The following is a 20,441-nucleotide window of genomic DNA, read 5'->3' as shown; positions in this document are numbered from 1 at the left end:
ACGCCATGGACCTGAGCGCACTGGCCGAAGAGGCCGTCATCCACACCTGCCCGCTGTACGAGATGCGCCGCATGCGCGCGGCCACCTCGCCCCGGCGCAATGCGGCGGGCGAGGCTGCGCCCGCACCGCTGCGCTGGTGCAACCAGTTCGTGCATGCGCGCCAGCTGCTGCGCGCCGGCACCAGCCGCGTGGTCACGCCCAACAACGACACGCTCTACACCAATGCCTGGCTGGACCTGGGAGCCGGGCCGCTGGTGATCGACGTGCCCGACACGGCCGGCCGCTACTACGTGCTGGGCCTGCTGGACTTCTTCACCAATCCCTTCGCCCACCTGGGCCAGCGCCTGACGGGCACGGCGGCGCGCTCCTTCCTGGTCACGCCGCCCGGCTGGCAGGGGGCGCTGCCGCCACCGTTCGATGCGCCCGGCGCACACATTGCCGCGCCCACGCACTGGCTGTGGGTGATAGGCCGCATCCTGGTCGATGGCGAGCATGACCTGCCCGCCGTGCACGCGCTGCAGGACGGCTTTGCGGTGCGCCCGCTGGCCGACTGGCAGGCGGGCACGTCCTCGCAGGCCCGCGCCTTCGACCCGGACTGCGACCCCCAGGCCCCGCCAAATGCCGAGCACTATGCAGCCCAGGTGAATGCTGCCTTGCGCGACAACCCGCCGCCGGCAGGGCATGACGCCCGGGTCGCGCGCTTTGCGGCCGTGGGCCTGGGCGCCGGGCTGGGCGCACCCGATGCGCAACAGCAAGCCGCACTGCAGCGCGCCCTGGACAGCGTGCTGCCCCGGCTGCGCGCGGCCAGCACGGGCCGGCGCCTGGACTCGGGCTGGGAACTCCCCGCCCTGGTCGAAGGCAGTTTTGGCGACGACTTCCAGGCCCGCGCCGAAATTGCGCTCAAGTACATCGGCATGCTGGAAAGCCGCGAGGCCATCTACCCGCTGGCCTGGCATGACGCCCGGGGCCGGCCCCTGCATGGCAGCCGCCGTTACCGGCTGCGCTTTGCACCGGGCGCGCTGCCGCCCGTGCAGGCCTTCTGGTCCCTGACCCTCTACGGCGCCCACGACTGCATGCTGGTGGACAACCCCATCGACCGCCATGCCATCGGCGACCGCACGCCGGGCCTGCGCCCCGACGCTGATGGCTACGGCGATGGCGATGGCGATGGCGATGGCGGGTTGACTATCCACATCAGCCACGCGCCACCGGCCAGCGAAGACCACCGCGCCAACTGGCTGCCCGCGCCGCGCGAAGGCTTCTACCTGTGCCTGCGCGCCTACATGCCCCAGCCCGAACTGCTGGACGGCCGCTACGCCCTGCCCCCCATCGAACCAGAACAGGAGACCCCATGAACGCCAGAGACGACGACAAGCCCTTCTTGCTGGTGGGCACCGGCAGCGAAACCGTGGCGCCGGGCCTGCACATACTGCGCGGCCAGGGCCAGTCCTTCGTGGCCGAGACCGACGCGGGCCTGGTGGTGATCGACGCCGGCCCCGGCGGCAAGGTCAGCCAGGACATGATCGCCAGCCTGCGCCAGCTCAGCGACGCGCCCGTGCATGCGCTGTGCTATAGCCACGGCCACATCGGCTACAACGCGGGCGTGCCCGCCTGGCTGGAGCATGCGGCCGCGCGCGGAGAGCCCGTGCCGCGCCTGATCGCCCACCGCAACCTGCCGCGCCGCCAGGCACGCTACCGCGAGACCCGGGCGCTGCAGCACCGCATGGCCGAGATCCAGTTCAACCGCAGCGCGGGCTTTTTCGAGCACCGGCTGGACATGCACGAGCCCACCGAAACCTTCGACACACGGCTGGAGATAGGCAGCGGGGACAGCCGCATCGAGCTGTTCTGGGCGCCGTCCGAGACCGACGACGCCATCGCGCTGTGGAGCCCCGGCCAGCGCGTGCTGTACGGCGGCGCGGCGCTGCTGGACTCCATCCCCAACATCGGCACGCCCTTTCGCACGCTGCGCGACACCGTGCGCTGGGCCGACACGCTGCAGGCCATGGCCGCGCTGCGCCCGCTCAAGGCCGTGCGCGAGTTCGGCCCCGTGATCGAGGGCGAGCAGGCCGTGCAGCAGGTGCTGCTGCACACCGCACAGGCGCTGCGCTGGCTGCGCGCCGAAGTCGTGCGCCTGATGAACGAGGGCCTGAACGAGCAGCAGGTGCTCGCGGCCATGGACTATCCGCAGGAACTGTTCGGCGTGGAGTGGATGAAGCCCACCTATGGCGACCCCAGCTACATCGTGCGTGACATCTACCGTTCGGAAAACGGCTGGTGGGACCGCAACCCGACCACGCTGCACCCGGCCCCGCCCGAAGCCGCAAGCGCCGCCATTGCCGATGCCATCACCGACAAGCCCGGCCTGGTGGCCAGCGCCCAGGCGCTGGCAGACGCGGGCCAGTGGCAGCTGGCCCTGCATGTGATCGACGTGCTGGCCACGGCAGATGGCGACGCGCCCGAGATCGCCCTGGCCCGGCGCCTGAAGGCCGCCTGGCTGCGCGAGCGTGCGCGCGAGGTGGACAGCTATGTCTCGCGCAACCTCTACCGCGTGGGGGCCGACATGATCGAGCAGGGCCGGCAGGCGCGCCTGGGGCTGCGCTGACGGGGCCGCGCACAGGCAAGGCGACTCAAGGCGACACAAGGAGACAAGTGCATGAAGACGATGAAGAAGCACGGCATGGCCCTGGCACTGCTGCTGGCCATGGCCTGCACAGGCCACGCCCAGCCGGCACAGGATGCCGGCAACTACCCCGCCCGCCCCGTCACGCTGATCGTGCCCACGGCCGCCGCCGGCGGCACGGACACCATCGCGCGGGTGTTTGCCGAAGGCCTGACCCGGCTGCTCAGGCAACCCTTCGTGGTGGACAACCGGCCCGGCGCCAACGGCCTGGTCGGCGTGGAGCAGGCCGCGCGCAGTGCGCCGGACGGCTACCGGCTGCTGTTCACCTACACGGCGTCCATGGCCGTGAACCCCAGCCTCTACCGCAAGGTTCCGTATGACCCGATCAAGGACTTCGCCCCCATTGCGCAGATAGGCCGCGCGGGCAATCTGCTGCTGGTCTCGCGCGAGCTGCCCGTGCACACCCTCAAGGAGTTCGTGGCCTATGCACGCGCACGGCCCGGCCAGCTCAGCTACTGCTCCTGGGGCCAGGGCTCGGGCGGGCACCTGACCATGGAATTCCTGCTCAAGCAGGCCGGCCTGCAAATGCAGCATGTGCCCTACAAGGGCAGCAGCCCCTGCGTGCAGGGGCTGCTGGGCGGACAGGTGCAGGCCGCGTTTGCGGACACCTCGTCCACCGTGGAGCTGGTGCGTGCGGGCCGCGTGCGCGCCATCGCGCACAGCGGCGACAAGCGCATTCCCAGCCAGCCGGACCTGCCCAGCCTGACCGAGGCGGGCTACCCGTTCCACAACTATTCCTGGTACGGCCTGTTCGCGCCGGCCAGGACGCCGCAGCCCATCGTGGACAAGCTCAACGCCGCCATCAACCAGCTGCTGCAGGACCCGGCCACGGCCGGCAAGCTGGCCGAGCTCAACCTGACTGACCTGCCCCGGACCACGCCCGCGCAATTCGCCGACACGCTGCGCCAGGATCTGGCGGACTGGGGGCGGCTGGTGCGCGAGGTGGGCGTGCAGCTGGACTGAGCCGCAGGCCCTCGGAGGGCCAGGCTCACTCGGCGACGATATGCGCCTTGCGCACCACCTCGCCGAAGAGCTTCAGGCGCTCGGCCATCATCTTCTCGAAGGCGGCGGGGCTCATCTCCTCGGGCGCGACCACGCCGCGCTCCTTGAGGCTGGCCACCATGGCCGGCGCCGTGGCCGCCTGGCGGATGGCCTTGTACAGCGTCTGGACGATGGCGTCGGGCGTGCCCGCAGGCGCAGCGATGCCGGTCCAGGAACTCATGTTGAGCTGGGGATAGCCGACCTCGGCCATGGTGGGCACGTCGGGCAGCATGGGCAGGCGCTGCTCGGAGGCCACGACCAGGGCGCGCACCTTACCCGACTGCACGTGGGGCAGCATGAAGACCAGGTTGTCGAGGATGAACTGCACCTCGTTGCCGATGGCCGCCGTGACCAGCGGCGAGCCGCCGCGATAGGGGATGTGCGTGGCGAAGATGCCCGTGGCGGCCTTGAGCATTTCCACATTGAGCTGGCCCATGCTGCCGATGCCGGCGCTGCCGTAGTTGACCTGGCCGGGGCGCTTTTTCACGTACTCTATGAACTCCTGGAAGTTCTTCACGGGCAGGCTGGAATGCACCATCAGCGCATTGGGCTGGCGGCCCAGGATGGCGATGTTCTCGAAGTCCTTGATGGGGTCGTAGCCGATCTTGGGCTGGGTCAGCGGATTGGCAAGGTGGCTGCTCTGCGAGGACACGACCAGGGTGTAGCCGTCCGGCTTGGCGCGCGACACGTACTGCGTGGCCACCGAGCCGCCGGCACCAGGCCGGTTCTCCACCACGATGGGCGCGCCCAGGATGCGCGACAGGGGCTCGGCGTACTGGCGGCCCATGATGTCCACCGAGCCGCCGGGCGGAAACGGCACGACCAGCGTGATCGGGCGCGAGGGGTACTTGTCATCGGCGCGCGCGGCCAGCGGCGCCAGCGCGGACAGGCCCGCCAGGCCAAGGCCTGCGCCCAGCAGCTTGCGGCGGGTGGGGAGGGATGCGTTCACGGACAGGTTTTTCATGGGTATCAGCGGAGTCAAGGATGGTCGAAGATGGCGAGGGCCACGGCCTGGGCGCGCGGCACGAAGGTGGCCAGCTCGCAGTACTCGCGCTCGGTATGGGGATGGCCGCCCACGGGGCCGGTGGCGCACAGCGTGGGCACGCCCACCGAGGCGGTGAGGCCGCTGTCGGCCGCACCGCCCGTGAACTCGCCCTGCACATCAAAGCCCAGCGACTGCGCGCCGCGACGGTACAACTGCAGCAGCGCATCAGGCGTGGGCGCCATGGGCAGGGTGCGGCGCACGGCGGTGACGCGGCCCTGGGTGCGGGGCACGGATTCTTCCTCCACGATGGCGCGGATGCGCTCCATCAGCGCATCGGGATCGGTCTGGGCCGTGTAGCGCACATCGAGCTCGGCCTTGGCGTGGGGCGCCACCATGTTCGGCACGATGCCGCCCTGCAGCACGCCCACATTGGTGGTGGTGCCCGTGGCGGGATCGGTCAGCGCATGCAGGGCCAGCAGCTTGCGCGCCATGGCTTCCAGCGCGCTGGCGCCGGCCGCGTGGTTGATGCCCGCATGGGCGGCCACGCCCTGCACCTCGAACTCCACGGCCATCGATCCCTTGCGGCTGGTCACCAGGTTGCCGCTGGCGCGGCCCGGCTCGGCATTGAAGACGGCGCGCGCACCGCGCACCGTGTCCATGATGGTCTGGCGCGTGGCCGGCGAGCCGATCTCCTCGTCGCACGAGAAGAACAGCTTGAGCGGCGCGCCCAGGCCGCCGCAGCGCGCAAAGGCCTCGGCCACGAAGACGTTGAGCACCAGGCCCGATTTCATATCGGCCACGCCGGGACCGTAGGCCCGGCCGTCTTCCACGCGGAAGGGGCGGCGCGCCACGGTGCCGGCCGGAAAGACGGTGTCCATGTGGCCCATCAGATAGATGGGAGCGCCCTCGCCGGGCCCGGACACGTCGGCATGCAGCAGCACGCCGTAGCCGGGCACGTCCTCGAAGCGCACGGCCACGCCGGCCGCCTCCAGCCGCTCGCGCAGGGCCTGGGCCACGGCCAGGATGCCGGCTTCATCGCGGCTGCCGCTGTCGATATCGACAATCCTGTGCAACAGGTCTTGCATGGCCTGCTGCTGGCCGCCCAGCCAGTCCAGCAGTCTCGCGCGCTGCTGCACGCGGCTTTGTTCGAGGGTATCGTGCATGGTGGAATCTCCAGAGTGCATGCAGTGTTGCACGCGACCCCCTATTTTGCAATACACATTGCATATACAAGAAAAACATGAAATCACCATTGCAAAAAGCCGCGCTGCTGCTGCCGCAGCGCCTGGCGCAGCAGGGCGCGGACCTGACGGCCAGCGAGCAGACGCTGGCCCAGACCCTGGGCAGCGACTACCCGCATGCGCTGCTGGAATCGGCCACCGCCCTGGCAGCGCGCACAGGCACCAGCGCCTCGACCGTGGTGCGCCTGTTCGCCAAGCTCGGCTATGCCAGCTATGCCGAGGCCCAGCGCGAGGCGCGCGGCGAGGTGACGGCGCTGCTGCAGACGGCCGCCCAGCGCGCGCCCGTGCTGCTGGGCGCGCAGCGCAGCCTGAGCGAGTGCGTGGACGATGCGCTGCTGCACGACCAGCACAACATCCAGGCCACGCGCGAAGGGCTGGACATGGCGGCCTTCGAGGCCATGGCCCGCAAGCTTGCGCAGGACGAGGGCCGCGTGTTCGTGCTGGCCCAGCTCAACAGCTCGCCGGTCTCCGCCTGGCTGGCCCTGCACCTGAACATGTGCCGCCCCGGCGTGCAGCAGCTGGACGCGGGCGCCATCGCGCCGACCGACCAATTGCTTTGGATAGGCCCTGCGGACACGCTGCTGGCCTTCAGCGTGAGCCAGTATTCACGCGGCACCTACGAGGTGGCGCAGCGATTTTCGGAAGCCGGCGCCCGGGTGCTGGCCATCACCGACAGCCCCACGGCCCCCCTGGCCACCGTGGCCCACCACTGGCTGCAGGTGCGCACGGCCAATGCCTCGCCCTTCCACTCCTACACGGCCGCCTTCTACCTGTGCAATGCCCTGGTCTCGGCCGTGGCCCAGTTGCGCCACAAGGACGTGTCCGAGGCCCTGGCCCGGCGCGACGCGCTGTGGCGGGAGTTCAACCACCAGTTGATCAGGACGCCCGAGCCGCGCGGGCCGGCTCGCGCCGCGCGCAAGCCACCCGCGCGCAGGTCTTCTACATAGACCAGTAGTACTTGAAGCTCAGCGTGGCCTCGCGATCCACGCCGCGGAAGATGCCTGCGAAGTACTTGCGGTTGAAGAGGTTGTTGATGTTCAGCGCGATGCGGTACTGCGGCGTCTCGTAGGCCAGCGCCAGGTCGGCCAGCGTGGCGGAGTCGTTGATGTTCAGCGTGCCGTCCGCTGCCACGTTGTAGGGAGAGCGACCCTTGTAGCGCAGGCCGCCGGCCACCATCAGGCCCGGCACCGCGCGCGGTCGGTAGTCCAGCCACAGGCTGGCCATGTGGCGTGTGGTCTGTATGGTCTGGCGGCCGATTTCGGCGGGCCGGTTGCTCTGCGTGGTGCGCGGGTCCAGGTAGGTGTAGCTGGCCAGCGCGTTCAGCTCGCGCGTGAGCGCGAAGCGGCCTTCCAGCTCCAGCCCCGTGGAGCGCACCTCGCCCGTCTGGATGCTGAAGCGCGGGTGGTCGTGGTCCAGCGTGGTGACGTTGGTCTGGCGCAGGTCGAAGACCGAGGCCGTGATCAGCGAGGTGCTTCCCGGAGGCTGGTACTTCACGCCCGCCTCGTACTGCTTGCCGCGCCGGGGCTCGAACGGATTGCCGTCGTACTGCAGGCCCGTGACCGGATCGAAGGAGGTCGCGTAGCTCGCATAGGGCGCCCAGCCGCTGTCGAACAGGTAGAGCAGGCCCGCGCTGCCGGTGGTGGCGCTGTCGCTCATGCGCGGCTGGGTGCTGCTGTTCTGCGTGGTGCGCGCCTGGTCATGGCGCAGGCTGAGATTGGCCACCCAGCGGTCCCACTTGAACTGGTTGAGCGTGTAGATGCCGGTCTGGCGCAGGTCCGTGCGGCTGTCCTCCAGCTCTGGATAGGCGATGGACTGGCCATAGGCGGGGTCGAGCATGTCCAGGTCGGGCACATCCCAGCCAAAGCCCAGCCAAAGCCCAGGCCGCCGCGCTCCCTGTACTTCACATGGTCCATGCCGAAGGCCATCCGGTGCTGCAGCCCGCCCCAGCGCAGGTCCTTCTGCAGGCGGGTGTCCAGCGCCAGCGTGCGGCCCTTGGTGCGCTGGGCCAGGCTGGCGCGCGAGACGCTTCGGCCGTCGGCCAGCACGTCCATGGCGTAGATGTGGCGGTAGTCGATGTCGATGGTGGAGTAGCGCAGGTTCTGCGTGAGCTGCCAGCCGCTGTCGGTCTGGTGCGAGAACTCGTAGCCCAGCGATCGCGTGTCGCGGTCGAAGCGGTCGAAGGACGGGTCGCCGGCCGTCAGGTGCGCGGGCAGGTCCTTGATCTGCGGGTAGGTGAACAGGCTGGGCCACCAGGACTTGGGCGTGCCGCGCTCGCGCGAGTAGCTGCCCAGCACGGTCAGGTGGGTGCGGCCGGAGAGGTTCCAGCGCAGCGAGGGCGCAATGGAGATGCGGTCATCGCGCGAGCCCACGGTGCGTCCGTCGCTGTCACGCGCCTTGAGGTTGAGCCGGTACAGCAGGTCGCCCGAAGCATCCAGCGCGCCGCCCAGATCGGCCGTGGCCTGGGCGCGCTGGTAGCGGCCATAGGACAGGCCCACGCTGTTCACATGGTCGGCCTCGGGTTTCTTGGAGACCACGTTGATCACGCCGCCCGGCCGCCCTTGGCCAAAGAGCACGGAGGCCGGGCCCTTGATGACCTCGATGCTGTCCAGCTCGTCGATCTCGTCGTTCCACGAACCATAGGTGCCGGCCGAGAACTGCCGCAGGCCGTCCTTGTAGTAGGAGCTGCCATCGCTGAACCCCCGGATGATGGCACCCGTCATGCGCAGGTCCGCGCCAGTGACTTCGGTGGACACGCCGGCCGTGTACGACAGGGCCTGCTCGATGCTCTTGGGCGCCTGGTTCTGCAGCTGCTCCTGGGTGACGATGGAGATGGAGCGCGGCGTCTCGATCAGCGGCGTATCCAGCTTGGTGCTGGCGCTCCTGCCGCTGCCCACGTAGCTGCCCGGCGCGGCCATGCGCTGCGATGTCACGTTGACCGTGGACAGCGTGGTGCCTGCAGACGGCTGAGGCTGCGGCGCAGGCGCCTTGCGCAGCGTGAACGTGCCCTGCTCGGTGCTGTGCGCGGTCACGCCGGTGCCAGCCAACAGCCGGTCCATGGCCTCCTGCGGCGTGAAGCTGCCTTGGAGGGCCGGCGCCTGGCGGCCGCCCAGCACGGCTTCGTCGTACAGCACCTGGAACTGGGTCTGGCGGCCAAAGGCGCGCAGCGCGTTGATCAGCGGCTGCACCGGCTGATCAAAGGCCAGGCGCTGTCCGGATGACGGCATCGGTGAAGAGGCGGCCGGCTGCTGAAGCTGTTGCGCACGGGCGGACGGCGCGGCCCCCATGCCGGCCACGGCACCGGCCACCAGCCACGCCAGCAGGCGCGGCCTGGCCTGCGGGCCGGCGCCCTGCTCCTTTATGTTCCTGTGTCGGGCATGCGTGCCCCTGCCTGCGAATTCCCTGCCTGCTGCTTCTTGCGCTCTCATTGCCACTCCGTTGCTGTGCCGTTGCACGGGCACGCGACGGGCAGGCTGCAGGCAGCCGTCGCGGGCGATCAGGAACCGCGCCGGACAAGCCATTCCAGCCCACCCGCGCATGCGCGTCAGGTGTTGCGGCCGTTGGCTGGGGCGTGAGGGACGAGCGCCCTCGGTGATCCTTGGCTGGCAGCCGTGCGGGCCTGGAAAATCCACGCCCCTGCCCCTATAGAAGCCAAGACCGGTGCAAAGCTGGAACCTGGGGTTGGTCGTCAATTTGAAACAAAATGTTTTTCAATCTTCGATTCATCCCCGCACGATCAACCAACCTCCGCCGCTGAGCGGCTGCACGCGTACCGCAATCAAGGCCGGCAGCGCGCGCACAAAGCGCTCGGGCGCGGCCGTGGCCAGCAGGCCCGAGACACGCAGGCGGCCCAGCGACTCGTCGCCCAGCTCCACGGGCGCACCCAGATAGCGCGACAGCTCCTGCGCCACCTCCGCCAGCGGCGTGCCGCTGAAGCGCACTTGGCCCGTGCGCCAGTCGCCCACGCTGTCCGCATCGGCCACCACGGTGCTGTGCCGGCCGGCGCTGTCCACAGCCACGCCCGCGCCTGCCGCCAGCAGCAGGACATCGCCCCCGACCCGCTCCCGCTCGGGCCGCAGCTGCACCTTGCCCTCCAGCACCTTCACCACCAGCCGGGGCGGCCCGGCGCGCACATTGAACGCGGTGCCCACCACCCGGACGCGGCTGGCGCCGGAGTCCACGGTGAAGGGCCTGTCCGGGCCGGGCGTGACCTCGAAGAAGGCCTCGCCCCGATCCAGCACCACCTCGCGGCGGCGCGGGTAGTAGCGCACCTGAAGTTCGCTGTCCACGTTGAGGGCCACGCGCGAGCCATCGGGCAGCTCGATGCTCTGCGTCTGCCCGGGCGCCGTGCGGGCCTGCAGCGTATAGCCCGGCGTGTGATCCCAGCGGTACCAGCCACCCCAGGCCAGCAGCGAGACCACCGCCAGCACGGACAGGGCTGCCGCAGGGCGGCCGGGCCAGCGGGCATGAACGCGCTGGCGCGGCGGCGCGGCCGCTGGTGCAGCGCCGACGGCAGGCGCGGCGGGCGGCACCGCTGCGCCAAACTCATCGGGAAACAGTTCCCTGAGCTGTGGCGCTCCATGCCAGTGGCGCGACATGCCTTCGAAGATGCTGCGGTGCAGCGGGTTGGCGCCCAGCCATGCGTCCAGCGCGCGCTCATCGGCGCCCGTCCAGTCCGGCTGCTGGCGGCGCACGAACCAGTCGGCCGCCCTGTCATGCAGCCCCACCAGCTCCTGCGGCGAAACGCCCGGTGGAAGTTCGTTGCTCATCGTGTGTTCCCTGCGGCGCCCGGCCACTGCTCGTCTGAGCGCAGCAGGGCACGCATTTGCTCGGCGCTGGCGTAGCGTACGCGGATCTCGCAATAGGACAGTGCCCGGCTCAGGTGGCGCGAGACCATGCGCACGGTGATGTCCATGCGCTCGGCCGTCTGCTCCAGCGTCAGTTCCTGCACGCGGTGAAGCACGAAGGCCTGGCGCTGGCGCTCGGGCAGCTCGTTCAGGGCATCGCGCAGCCGGGCCAGGCGCTGGCGGCGCTCATCGTCCAGCGCATGATCGGCTCTGTCGCGGGCCGGCAGGGACTCGACCTCGTCGCGGCAATCCTCCACGGACACCAGCCGCACACCGGCCTGCTGCGGCGCCGTGCGGTGCGCGAAGGCCGCCACGCTGCGCACGACCTGATGCAGATAGGGCCGCTCTTCGTCCACGGGCAGGCACTTGTCGGCCGACAGCATGCGCACGAAGACCTCCTGGGAGGCATCCTCGATATCGGCCGGGCTCTTGAAGTACCGCGCCAGCATGCGCTGCAGCGGCTTGCGCCAGCGGGTGTAGAGACTGCGGGAATGGCCACCGGGCTCTCCCGGGGCGTCGTCGCGCTTCATGGCAGGCATGGCACGGCGGACGTGGAAGTTGTCCGGCGGCGGGGTAATGGGGGCGGAATCTGGAGCACGATGCAAACAGCTGAGCCGGCGATTGTATCGAGAACGATTCTCATCATCAGCTCGCCTTGGCCACAAAAAAAGGGCGCCGAAGCGCCCCTTGATTGCCGTGCCCGCAAGGGCCGCACCGGTTCAGTGCTGCAGGATCTTGTTGAGGAATTCCTTGGTCCGGGGCTGGCGCGCTTCCGGGTTGCCGAAGAATTCGTCCTTGGAGCAGTCCTCCAGGATCTTGCCGCCCACGTCCATGAAGATCACGCGGCTGGCCACCTTGCGTGCGAAGCCCATTTCGTGGGTCACGCACATCATGGTCATGCCTTCGTTGGCCAGGCCGATCATCACGTCCAGCACTTCACCGACCATTTCGGGGTCCAGCGCGGAGGTGGGTTCGTCGAACAGCATCACGATGGGGTCCATGGACAGCGCGCGCGCAATGGCCACGCGCTGCTGCTGGCCGCCCGACAGCTGGCCCGGGAACTTGTCCTTGTGCGCCGTCAGGCCCACGCGGTCCAGCATCTTCAGGCCGCGCTTCTTGGCATCGTCCGGGCTGCGACCCAGCACCTTGATCTGGGCGATGGTCAGGTTCTCGGTCACCGACAGGTGCGGGAACAGCTCGAAGTGCTGGAACACCATGCCCACGCGGCTGCGCAGCTGGGGCAGGTTGGTCTTGGGATCGTGCACGGCCACGCCGTCCACGAAGATCTCGCCCTTCTGGAAGGGCTCCAGCGCGTTGATGGTCTTGATCAGCGTGGACTTGCCCGAGCCCGAAGGGCCGCAGACCACCACGACCTCACCCTTCTGGATGTTGGTGGAGCAGTCGGTCAGCACCTGGAAGCTGCCGTACCACTTGGAAACGTTCTTGAGTTCAATCATTGGTTCACTCCGACTCGTGTCAGTTGTCCATCGCCGCGCCGACAAGGGGCGCGGTCATGGGGGCGGGACGGCCAGCAAGGGCCGCCCCGCAGCCAAGGCCGTCGTCCCCCTTGAAGGGGGAAGGCGCGAAGCGACTCAGGGGGTGGTGTGTCATCGAATGATGGCAATCTTTTTGTGCAGGCGCTTGACTGCCCACGAGAGCGAGTAGCACAGCACGAAGTAGGTCACGCCAGCGGCCAGATAGGATTCGATGGGACGGCCATAGTTCTTGCCCGCCACTTCGAAGCCCTTGAGCATGTCGTAGGCACCGATGGCATAGACCAGCGAGGTGTCCTGGAACAGGATGATGGTCTGTGTCAGCAGCACGGGCAGCATGTTGCGGAAGGCCTGCGGCAGCACCACGAGGCGCATGTTCTGCCCATAGGTCATGCCCATGGCCTGGCCCGCGGAGACCTGGCCGCGCGGGATGGACTGGATGCCCGCGCGCATGATCTCGCTGAAGTAGGCCGCCTCGAAGGCGATGAAGGTGATGATGGCCGAGACCTCGGCGCCGATGGGCCGACCGATGATCAGCGGCATCAGCAGGAAGAACCACAGGATCACCATCACCAGCGGCACGGAGCGCATGCCGTTGACGTAGAGCGTGGCGGGCACATCAAGCCACTTCTTGCCGGACAGGCGCATCAGCGCCAGCACGGTGCCGAAGAGCACGCCGCCGATGGTGGCGATGACGGTCAGCGTCAGGCTGAAGTACAGGCCCTTCAGCACGAAGTTGCTGAACAGGTCCCAGGTGAAGAACGACCAGTCGATTTGCAGGTTCATGTCAGTGTCCTCCGCCGCTGGCAGCGATCAGACCCGGGACGCGCGAACGCTTCTCGATGAAGGCCATGATGCGGTTGATGGCAAAGGCGGAAATCACATACAGGCCGGTGACGGCCAGATAGATCTCGATGCCGCGCGAAGTCTCTTCCTGCGCCTGCATGGCGAACATGGTCAGCTCGGCCACGGACACGGCGAAGGCCACGGACGAGTTCTTGAACACGTTCATGGTCTCGCTGGTCAGCGGCGGGATGATGATGCGGAACGCCATGGGCAGCAGCACGTAGCGGTAGTACTGGAACGTGGTGAAACCCATCGCCATGCCCGCATAGCGCTGGCCGCGCGGCAGCGCCTGGATGCCCGAACGCACCTGCTCGGCGATACGCGCCGAGGTGAAGAAACCCAGTGCCAGCACCACGAGCACGAAGCCCGGCAGCGACTTCAACGCAGGAACAAAGGACGGCACCACGTGGTACCACATGAAGATGTGGACCAGCAGCGGAATATTGCGAAACAGCTCCACCCAGGCATTGCCCAGCCGCACGATCCACGGCCGGCCTTCCAAAGTGCGCAGCGTGCCGATCAGCGATCCGACGACCAGTGCGATCACCAGCGACAGCAGCGACACGGAAATGGTCCAGCCCCAGGCCGACAGCATCCAGTCCAGGTAGGTGATATCGCCGTTCTTGCCGAAGCAGCTTTGACCGACCTCTTGGGTAATGGTGTCCTGGCAGAACACCTGCCAATCCCAACTCATAGGAGCACCCCTTCATTCAAAACACGAAATGCGTGCCGGCAGAAAACCGGCGACGCAACAAAAAACGCCCCTTCCAACCGCATGGCAGAAGGGGCGGCATTCAGCTGGTGCTTACTTGACTTCGTACGACTCCATGGGCTTGTCGTTGGGGTGGGCCCATGCGTCCTTGGTGGCGTCGGACAGCGGCAGGCCGACCTTCACGTTGGCCGGGGGAATCGGCTGCATGAACCACTTGTCATAGAGCTTGGCCAGCGAGCCGTCGGCGATCTGGCGCTTGATGGAATCGTCCACGGCCTTCTTGAAGGCGGGGTCGTCCTTGCGCAGCATGCAGGCGATGGGTTCGACCGACAGGGTTTCGCCGACGATCTTGTAGTCGGCAGGTGCCTTGGACTTGGAGATGTTGGCGGCCAGGATGGAGCCGTCCATGATGAAGGCGTCGGCACGGCCGGTTTCCAGCATCAGGAAGCTGTCCGCGTGGTCCTTGCCCATGACTTCCTTGAAGGTCAGGCCGTCGGCGCGCTTGTTCTTGCGCAGGGTCTGCACCGAGGTCGTGCCCGTCGTCGTGACGATGGTCTTGCCGTTCAGGTCCTTGATGCCGGTGATGCCGGAGTTGCCCTTGACGGCGATGCGCACTTCTTCCACGTAGGTGGTCACGGCAAAGGCCACATCCTTCTGGCGGGCCTGGCTGTTGGTGGTGGAGCCGCACTCGATGTCCACGGTGCCGTTGGTCACCAGGGGGATACGGTTTTGCGAGGTGACGGGCTGGTACTTGATGTCCAGCTTGGCCAGGCCCAGCTGCTTCTGGATGTCGGCCAGCACGCGCTCGCCCATCTCGGTATGGAAGCCCACGTACTTGCCATTGCCCAGCGTGTAGCCCAGGCCGGAGGATTCACGCACGCCCAGCGTCACGGCGCCGGAGGACTTGATCTTGGCCAGGGTGTCGCCAGCCTGCGCGAAAGCGCTGCCTGCAGCCAGGGCGGTCACGGCGATGGCCAACAAATGCTTTTTCATACGGGTCTCCTGAGATGAGAACGAAAACGGTCTTGATGAGAACGGTCGAGTCGCCTTGTGGGCTGGCTCGAACTATCAACGATGTGACACATATTGTGCAATCACGCACGGTGCCGGAGCACCGACACGTGCTAGGGCTTTCCAGCACGTCAGCCGGATTCAGGCAAGCAACTGCCGTGCCATGGCACGCGTTTCCTGCCCGATCCAGCGCACCTGCGGTCCTGCACACGGCGTGGTTGCTGTGCGCGCACTCTAATGCCAGGGCCGGTGGCACAGCCAATGCCGTTTGCAAAAGCCCTTATGCGCGCCATGCATAATAGGTGTTTACCCTAGGCATAACCCGTGCACCAAGTCGGGCTCTTGCCGGGCACCCGCTTGCACCAACGTGCAGCAAAAAGGGGCTGCGAGAGCCCCTTTTTTTTCCTCATGCGTGCCGCCTGGCGCGTCAGCCGATGGTCTCGCCCTGCTCCAGCAGGAAGTTCCACAGCGCGCCGGCCACGCCCTGGGGCGCATCCTTGCTGGCGGGTTTTTCACGGTAGGCGCGCACTTCCATGTCCATGCGGAAACCGCTGTCGCCCGCAGGCGCGGCGCTGACCAGTCGCCCGGCCTCCAGCTCGTTGCGCACGGCGCTGAACGGCAAAAAGGCGACGCCATGGCCTTCCAGCGCCATGGCCTTGAGGCCTTCGGCCATGTCGGTCTCGTAGACGCGTTCCAGGTGCACGGCCTCGGCGGCTTCCTTGAGGATGAGCTCCGTCACCCGGCCCAGGTAGGCACCGGGCGCATAGCCCAGATAGGGCAGCGGCTGGCCCTGGCGGCCCGGCAGCTGGTGCAGCGGCAGGCCGTCGGCGTCGGGCTTGGCGTAGGGGGCGAGCACCTCGTGGCCCAGGCTGACCATCTCGTAGCGCGCCGGGTCAAGCTGGAAGGGCTGGGACGGATGGAAGTAGGCGATCAGCAGGTCGCAGCCGCCCTCCACCAGGCGCATCACGGCGTCGTGCACGTTGAGCGCGAATAGCCGGCTGCGGAAGGGCCCGAACTTGGCCTGCACGCTGGAGACCCAGTTCGGGAAGAAGGTGAAGGCCAGCGTATGCGGCACCGCAAACCCCACCATGCCCTTGCCCGCGCTGACATGGGCACGCAGCATGGTGCGCGTGCTCTGCAGCGACTGCAGCATCTCCAGCGCCTGGTCGTACATGGTCTTGCCGGCCGGCGTGAGCCGGGTCGGGTAGGAGCTGCGGTCCACGAGGTCGGTGCCGGCCCAGGCTTCGAGCGCCTGGATGCGGCGCGAGAACGCGGGTTGCGTCACATGGCGCAGTTGGGCCGAGCGGCTGAAACTGCGTGTTTCAGCCAGGCTGACGAAATCTTCTAGCCATTTGGTTTCCATGGCCGCCATTATCCGCTGTGATGGAAGGCACCCCCTCTCTGTCCGGGAGGGGGACGGCACCTTCGGTGCGGGGCGGCCCTTCCTCGGCGCCTCCACGCGGGGGCGTGCCCGTATCAACGTCCAGCATGGGCCGCCACACTGAGGAAACCGCCATCTGATGCGGCGCTCGTATGCGCACATAATGGCGCTTCGCCGCATTTACCCAATGTGACATTTTTCCCTCACGGCCCCCGGCACACGACGCCGAGGAAGCTCAGTGACTGCATCTGCCCCGCCATGTGTAATTTTCTGACTCCCCGCGTCCATGTCATCCCCTCCCACCGAAAACGGCGCCGCTGAGACGCCCTCGCAGCCGGACGAGCCGCGTTCGCTGCGCATCGAGGACTGGCTCACCGTGGTGATCATGGCCCTGCTGGCCCTGATCACCTTCGCCAATGTGCTGGTGCGCTACTTCACCTCCTCCTCCTTCGCCTGGACCGAGGAAATCTCGGTCTTCCTGATGATCCTGCTGGCCATGGTCGCGGGCTCGGCGGCCGTGGCGCGCAACGCCCATATCCGCATCGAGTACTTCGCCGAAGGCGGCAGCGCCCTGCGCAGGAAGCGCCTGGCACGCTTCGGCACGCTGATGGTGGCCCTGCTGTTCGCCGTGATCGCCGCCTTGAGCGTGCGCGTGGTCTGGGACGACTACCGGTTCGAGGAAACCTCGCCCGGCATCGGCGTGCCGCAGTGGTGGTATTCGATGTGGCTGCCCATCTGCTCGGCACTGATCACGCTGCGCGCGCTGCAACTGTTCCAGCGCCAGGGGCGCCCCGGCGCCTTCGTGGACGAGGAGAAGGCGCCATGATCGCGACCCTGCTCTTCATCGCCTTCCTGGGCCTGATGTTCCTGGGCGTGCCCATCGGCGCGGCCCTGGGCCTGGCGGGTGCCGCCGCCATCGCGCTGGCCAGCCCCGACACGCAGTGGTACGGCCTGCTGGCCGTGCCGCAGAACTTCTATGCGGGCCTGGGCAAGTACCCGCTGCTGGCGATTCCGATGTTCGTGCTCGTGGGCTCGATCTTCGATCGCTCGGGCGTGGCGCTGCGCCTGGTGAACTTCGCCGTGGCCATCGTGGGCCGCGGCCCCGGCATGCTGCCCCTGGTGGCGATTGCCGTGGCCATGTTCCTGGGCGGCATCTCGGGCTCGGGTCCGGCCAATGCCGCCGCCGTGGGCGGCGTGATGATCGCGGCCATGAGCCGCGCCGGCTATCCCGGCAGCTTCTCGGCCAGCGTGGTGGGCGCGGCTGCGGCCACCGACATCCTGATCCCGCCGTCCGTGGCCTTCATCATCTACTCGGTGCTGGTGCCCGGCGCCTCGGTGCCGGCGCTGTTTGCGGCCGGCATGATCCCCGGCATCCTGGCCGGCGTGGCGCTGATCATTCCCGCCGTGTGGATGTCGCGCAAGCACAAGATGGGTGCGCTGGAATCGTCCATGCCGCGCCCGCCGTTCTGGCGCAGCCTGCGCGAGGCCTCCTGGGGCCTGGCCGCTCCGGTGCTGATCCTGGGCGGCATGCGCGCCGGCTGGTTCACCCCCACCGAGGCCGCCGTGGTGGCCGTGTTCTACGGCCTGTTCGTGGGCATGGTGATCCACCGCACCATCACGCTGCGCGACCTCTACCCCATCCTGCGCGAGGCCGGCGAGCTGTCGGCCGTGATCCTGCTGGTGGTATCGCTGGCCGGCATCTTCGCGTTCTCGCTGTCCACGCTGGGCGTGATCGATCCGGTGGCCAAGGCCATCGTGGACTCGGGCCTGGGCGAGTACGGCGTGATGGCGCTGCTGATCCTGCTGCTGATCACCGTGGGCATGTTCCTGGACGGCATCTCCATCTTCCTGATCTTCGTGCCGCTGCTGCTGCCGATCATGCAGCACTACAACTGGGACCCGGTGTGGTTCGGCGTCATCCTCACGCTCAAGGTGGCGCTGGGCCAGTTCACGCCGCCGCTGGCCGTGAACCTGATGGTGTCCTGCCGCATCGCGGGCGTGCGCATGGAGTCCACCGTGCGCTGGGTCGGCCCCATGCTGCTGGCCATGTTCCTGGTGATGATCGCCGTGATCGCCTTCCCGCAGCTGGCCCTGTGGCTGCCCGCCCGTCTGGGTTATTGAGCACCCCCTGAGCCGCTACGCAGCTTCCCCCTCTCTCGCTGCGCGGGAGGGGGACGACACCCTCGCTGCGGGGCGGCCCTTGCTAGGCGTCCCTGGCTTGGGACGCGCCAGTTGCATAGACTGGCAATCGCTTTCGGTGCCATTGACTTACAAATCATTCCAATTTCACAAGGAGACCTTCGCAATGAAACTTCGCAGCTTCCTCGCCAGCGGCCTGGCCGCAGCAGCGGCCCTGGCCCTGTCTTCTGCGCCCCTGATGGCACATGCCCAGGCCAAGTACAAGAGCGAGTACCGCATGTCGCTGGTGCTGGGCACGGCCTTTCCCTGGGGCAAGGGCGGCGAGATCTGGGCCAACAAGGTGCGCGAGCGCACCAACGGCCGCATCAACATCAAGCTCTACCCGGGCGTGTCCCTGATCCAGGGCGACCAGACGCGCGAATTCAGCGCGCTGCGCCAGGGCGTGATCGACATGGCCGTGGGCTCCACGCTGAACTGGTCGCCCCAGATCAAGGAGCTGAACCTGTTCGCCCTGCCCTTCCTCATGCCCGACTATGCGGCCGCCGATGCGCTCACGCATGGCGAGCCCGGCAAGCGCCTGTTCCAGCGCCTGGAAAAGGCCGGCGTGGTGCCGCTGGCCTGGGGCGAGAACGGCTACCGCGAGATCAGCAACTCCAAGCACGCCATCAAGACCCCTGCCGACCTCAAGGGCCTGAAGATCCGCGTCGTGGGCTCGCCGCTGTTCCTGGATACCTTCACCGCGCTGGGCGCCAACCCCACGCAGATGAGCTGGGCCGATGCCCAGCCCGCCATGGCCAGCGGCGCCGTGGACGGCCAGGAAAACCCCGTCTCGGTCTACATGGCCGCCAAGCTGCAGTCCGTGGGACAGAAGCATCTGACGCTGTGGGGCTACATCAACGATCCGCTGATCTTCGTGGTCAACAAGGACATCTGGGCCACCTGGACCAAGGAAGACCAGGACATCGTGCGCCAGGCCGCCGTGGACGCGGCCAAGGAGCAGATCGTGATCGCACGCAAGGGCATGATCGAGGCCGACAAGCCCCTGCTCAAGGACCTGGCCGCCAATGGCGTGACCGTGACCCAGCTCACGCCGGCCGAGCGCGAAGCCTTCGTCAAGGCCACGCGCCCCGTCTACGACAAGTGGAAGCAGCAGGTCGGCGCCGACCTGGTGGATGTGGCGGAGAAAGCCATTGCCGCGCGAACTCGTTAGAATGCTATCGGTTGATCGCACACTCCGGTAGAAGCAAAAGGCCCCGCTCTGCGGGGCCTTTTTTTTCGCCATGACCCGTCCTGACCTGGGTTGACACCTTTTCCTCTCAGAAAAGGCAAGTCAATGGAATCAAGGGTCAAACGCACGCAGCGGGACTACACGCTGGCTTTTAAGCTGTCGGTGGTCGATCAGGTGGAAAAAGGCGATCTCACGTACAAACAGGCCCAGGAGCGCTACGGCATCCAGGGCCGTTCGACCGTGTTGGTGTGGCTGCGCAAGCATGGTCGCCAAAACTGGAGTTCGGCATCATCCGGGCTTGCCATGCCAGTACCGATCAAGAAGCCCTCATCTGCACCTGCTGCACCGCTGACTCCCGAGCAGAAGATCAAGGCCCTCGAAGTCCAGCTTCGCGAAGCCAACGAGAAGGCCCAACTGTTCGAGGCGGTGATCGATGTCCTGAAGAAGGACTACGGGGTGCGCATCGTAAAAAAGCCTTTGGGCAAGTCCTCTCGCAAAAGCTCCTCCCGGGGCTGAGCGTGGCGAGGGCTTGCCGCCATTGGGGCGTCAGCCGCCAAGCCTACTACCAGCAGTTGCAGCATCAGCAGCAACGCTGTGCGCGTGCCGACACCGTGATCGAGCTCGTTCGCGACGTGCGCCTGCGTCAGCCCCGGTTGGGCGCGCGCAAGCTGCACCATCTGCTCGCGCAGCCGCTGCAGCACGCCGGCGCGAGCCTGGGGCGCGATGCGTTGCTGGACGTGCTGCGCGAGGCGCGCATGCTGGTGGCGCCGAAGCGGGCGTATCACAAGACCACCGACAGCCATCATCGGTTTCGACGCCATCCCAACTTGCTCAAGG

At 67.6% G+C, this 20,441-nt stretch carries 17 protein-coding genes and 2 pseudogenes; 8 read left to right on the top strand and 11 right to left on the bottom strand.

Going from position 1 to position 20,441, the window contains the following annotated elements; genetic code table 11:
• Nucleotides 1–5 precede the first annotated feature (5 nt).
• The 3 genes from A9976_RS26575 to A9976_RS26565 are packed head-to-tail and all read left to right on the top strand — an operon-like array spanning nt 6 to nt 3,646.
• Nucleotides 6–1,355 (top strand): DUF1254 domain-containing protein, encoded by a 1,350-nt coding sequence (locus tag A9976_RS26575; RefSeq protein ID WP_183021476.1) that lies wholly within the window; start codon nt 6–8, stop codon nt 1,353–1,355.
• Nucleotides 1,352–2,605, top strand: coding sequence for an alkyl sulfatase dimerization domain-containing protein (locus A9976_RS26570; protein WP_183021475.1), 1,254 nt, complete (start codon nt 1,352–1,354; stop codon nt 2,603–2,605). The genes A9976_RS26575 and A9976_RS26570 overlap by 4 nt, the downstream gene beginning before the upstream one ends.
• A 51-nt stretch (nt 2,606–2,656) precedes the next feature.
• Entirely contained in the window at nt 2,657–3,646 is a 990-nt protein-coding gene (locus tag A9976_RS26565; protein ID WP_183021474.1) for a tripartite tricarboxylate transporter substrate binding protein, read from the top strand.
• A gap of 25 nt (nt 3,647–3,671) precedes the next feature.
• Here A9976_RS26565 and A9976_RS26560 read toward each other — a convergent pair whose 3' ends face one another.
• Both A9976_RS26560 and A9976_RS26555 read right to left on the bottom strand, forming a co-directional pair.
• Nucleotides 3,672–4,688, bottom strand: a complete 1,017-nt coding sequence (locus A9976_RS26560; RefSeq protein WP_183021473.1) for a tripartite tricarboxylate transporter substrate binding protein — start codon at nt 4,686–4,688, stop codon at nt 3,672–3,674.
• A gap of 14 nt (nt 4,689–4,702) precedes the next feature.
• Entirely contained in the window at nt 4,703–5,872 is a 1,170-nt protein-coding gene (locus A9976_RS26555; protein ID WP_183021472.1) for a M20 family metallopeptidase, read from the bottom strand.
• A 77-nt stretch (nt 5,873–5,949) separates the two neighbouring features.
• Here A9976_RS26555 and A9976_RS26550 point away from each other — a divergent pair, with 77 nt between their 5' ends.
• Nucleotides 5,950–6,897 (top strand): MurR/RpiR family transcriptional regulator, encoded by a 948-nt coding sequence (locus A9976_RS26550; protein WP_183021471.1) that lies wholly within the window; start codon nt 5,950–5,952, stop codon nt 6,895–6,897.
• Here A9976_RS26550 and A9976_RS31980 read toward each other — a convergent pair.
• From A9976_RS31980 to A9976_RS26510, 9 genes and pseudogenes are all read right to left on the bottom strand, one after another.
• A complete protein-coding gene (locus A9976_RS31980) occupies nt 6,890–7,786 on the bottom strand; it encodes a TonB-dependent receptor domain-containing protein (protein WP_259649335.1) in 897 nt (298 codons plus the stop codon). The two genes, A9976_RS26550 and A9976_RS31980, sit on opposite strands and share 8 nt — an antisense overlap.
• Nucleotides 7,787–8,550: 764 nt before the next feature.
• Nucleotides 8,551–9,174, bottom strand: a pseudogene (locus tag A9976_RS31975) (secretin and TonB N-terminal domain-containing protein); the annotation flags it as partial.
• A 495-nt stretch (nt 9,175–9,669) separates the two neighbouring features.
• Entirely contained in the window at nt 9,670–10,716 is a 1,047-nt protein-coding gene (locus A9976_RS26540) for a FecR domain-containing protein (protein WP_183021470.1), read from the bottom strand.
• Complete coding sequence (locus A9976_RS26535) at nt 10,713–11,333, bottom strand: RNA polymerase sigma factor (protein WP_183021469.1); 621 nt, start codon at nt 11,331–11,333, stop codon at nt 10,713–10,715. Before A9976_RS26535 ends, A9976_RS26540 begins: the two co-directional genes overlap by 4 nt.
• A gap of 180 nt (nt 11,334–11,513) precedes the next feature.
• Complete coding sequence (locus tag A9976_RS26530) at nt 11,514–12,251, bottom strand: amino acid ABC transporter ATP-binding protein (protein WP_012203297.1); 738 nt, start codon at nt 12,249–12,251, stop codon at nt 11,514–11,516.
• A 150-nt stretch (nt 12,252–12,401) separates the two neighbouring features.
• A complete protein-coding gene (locus tag A9976_RS26525; RefSeq protein ID WP_012203296.1) occupies nt 12,402–13,073 on the bottom strand; it encodes an amino acid ABC transporter permease in 672 nt (223 codons plus the stop codon).
• 1 nt (nt 13,074) lies between these two features.
• Nucleotides 13,075–13,827 carry an amino acid ABC transporter permease gene (locus tag A9976_RS26520; protein WP_043819928.1) on the bottom strand — a complete coding sequence of 251 codons (753 nt, stop codon included), beginning with the start codon at nt 13,825–13,827 and terminating at the stop codon, nt 13,075–13,077.
• Between the two features lie 111 nt (nt 13,828–13,938).
• Nucleotides 13,939–14,838: a transporter substrate-binding domain-containing protein gene (locus tag A9976_RS26515; RefSeq protein WP_183021468.1), complete on the bottom strand. Its 900-nt coding sequence runs from the start codon at nt 14,836–14,838 to the stop codon at nt 13,939–13,941.
• 445 nt (nt 14,839–15,283) lie between these two features.
• Nucleotides 15,284–16,219 carry a LysR substrate-binding domain-containing protein gene (locus A9976_RS26510; RefSeq protein ID WP_183021467.1) on the bottom strand — a complete coding sequence of 312 codons (936 nt, stop codon included), beginning with the start codon at nt 16,217–16,219 and terminating at the stop codon, nt 15,284–15,286.
• 304 nt (nt 16,220–16,523) lie between these two features.
• Between A9976_RS26510 and A9976_RS26505 the strand changes: the two genes are divergently transcribed.
• From A9976_RS26505 to A9976_RS26490, 4 genes and pseudogenes are all read left to right on the top strand, one after another.
• Nucleotides 16,524–17,063, top strand: a complete 540-nt coding sequence (locus tag A9976_RS26505; RefSeq protein WP_183021466.1) for a TRAP transporter small permease — start codon at nt 16,524–16,526, stop codon at nt 17,061–17,063.
• On the top strand, nt 17,060–18,358 hold the full coding sequence (locus A9976_RS26500; RefSeq protein WP_012203291.1) for a TRAP transporter large permease: 1,299 nt from the start codon (nt 17,060–17,062) through the stop codon (nt 18,356–18,358). The genes A9976_RS26505 and A9976_RS26500 overlap by 4 nt, the downstream gene beginning before the upstream one ends.
• Nucleotides 18,359–18,542: 184 nt before the next feature.
• The gene (locus tag A9976_RS26495) at nt 18,543–19,586 is read left to right on the top strand and encodes a DctP family TRAP transporter solute-binding subunit (RefSeq protein WP_043819922.1); all 1,044 of its coding nucleotides are present in this window, start codon (nt 18,543–18,545) and stop codon (nt 19,584–19,586) included.
• A gap of 123 nt (nt 19,587–19,709) precedes the next feature.
• Nucleotides 19,710–20,441, top strand: a pseudogene (locus tag A9976_RS26490) (IS3 family transposase); the annotation flags it as partial.

The organism is Delftia sp. UME58, assembly GCF_014170385.1.
Taxonomy (GTDB): Bacteria; Pseudomonadota; Gammaproteobacteria; order Burkholderiales; family Burkholderiaceae_C; genus Comamonas; species Comamonas acidovorans.
This window is presented reverse-complemented; position numbering and strand designations above follow the sequence as displayed.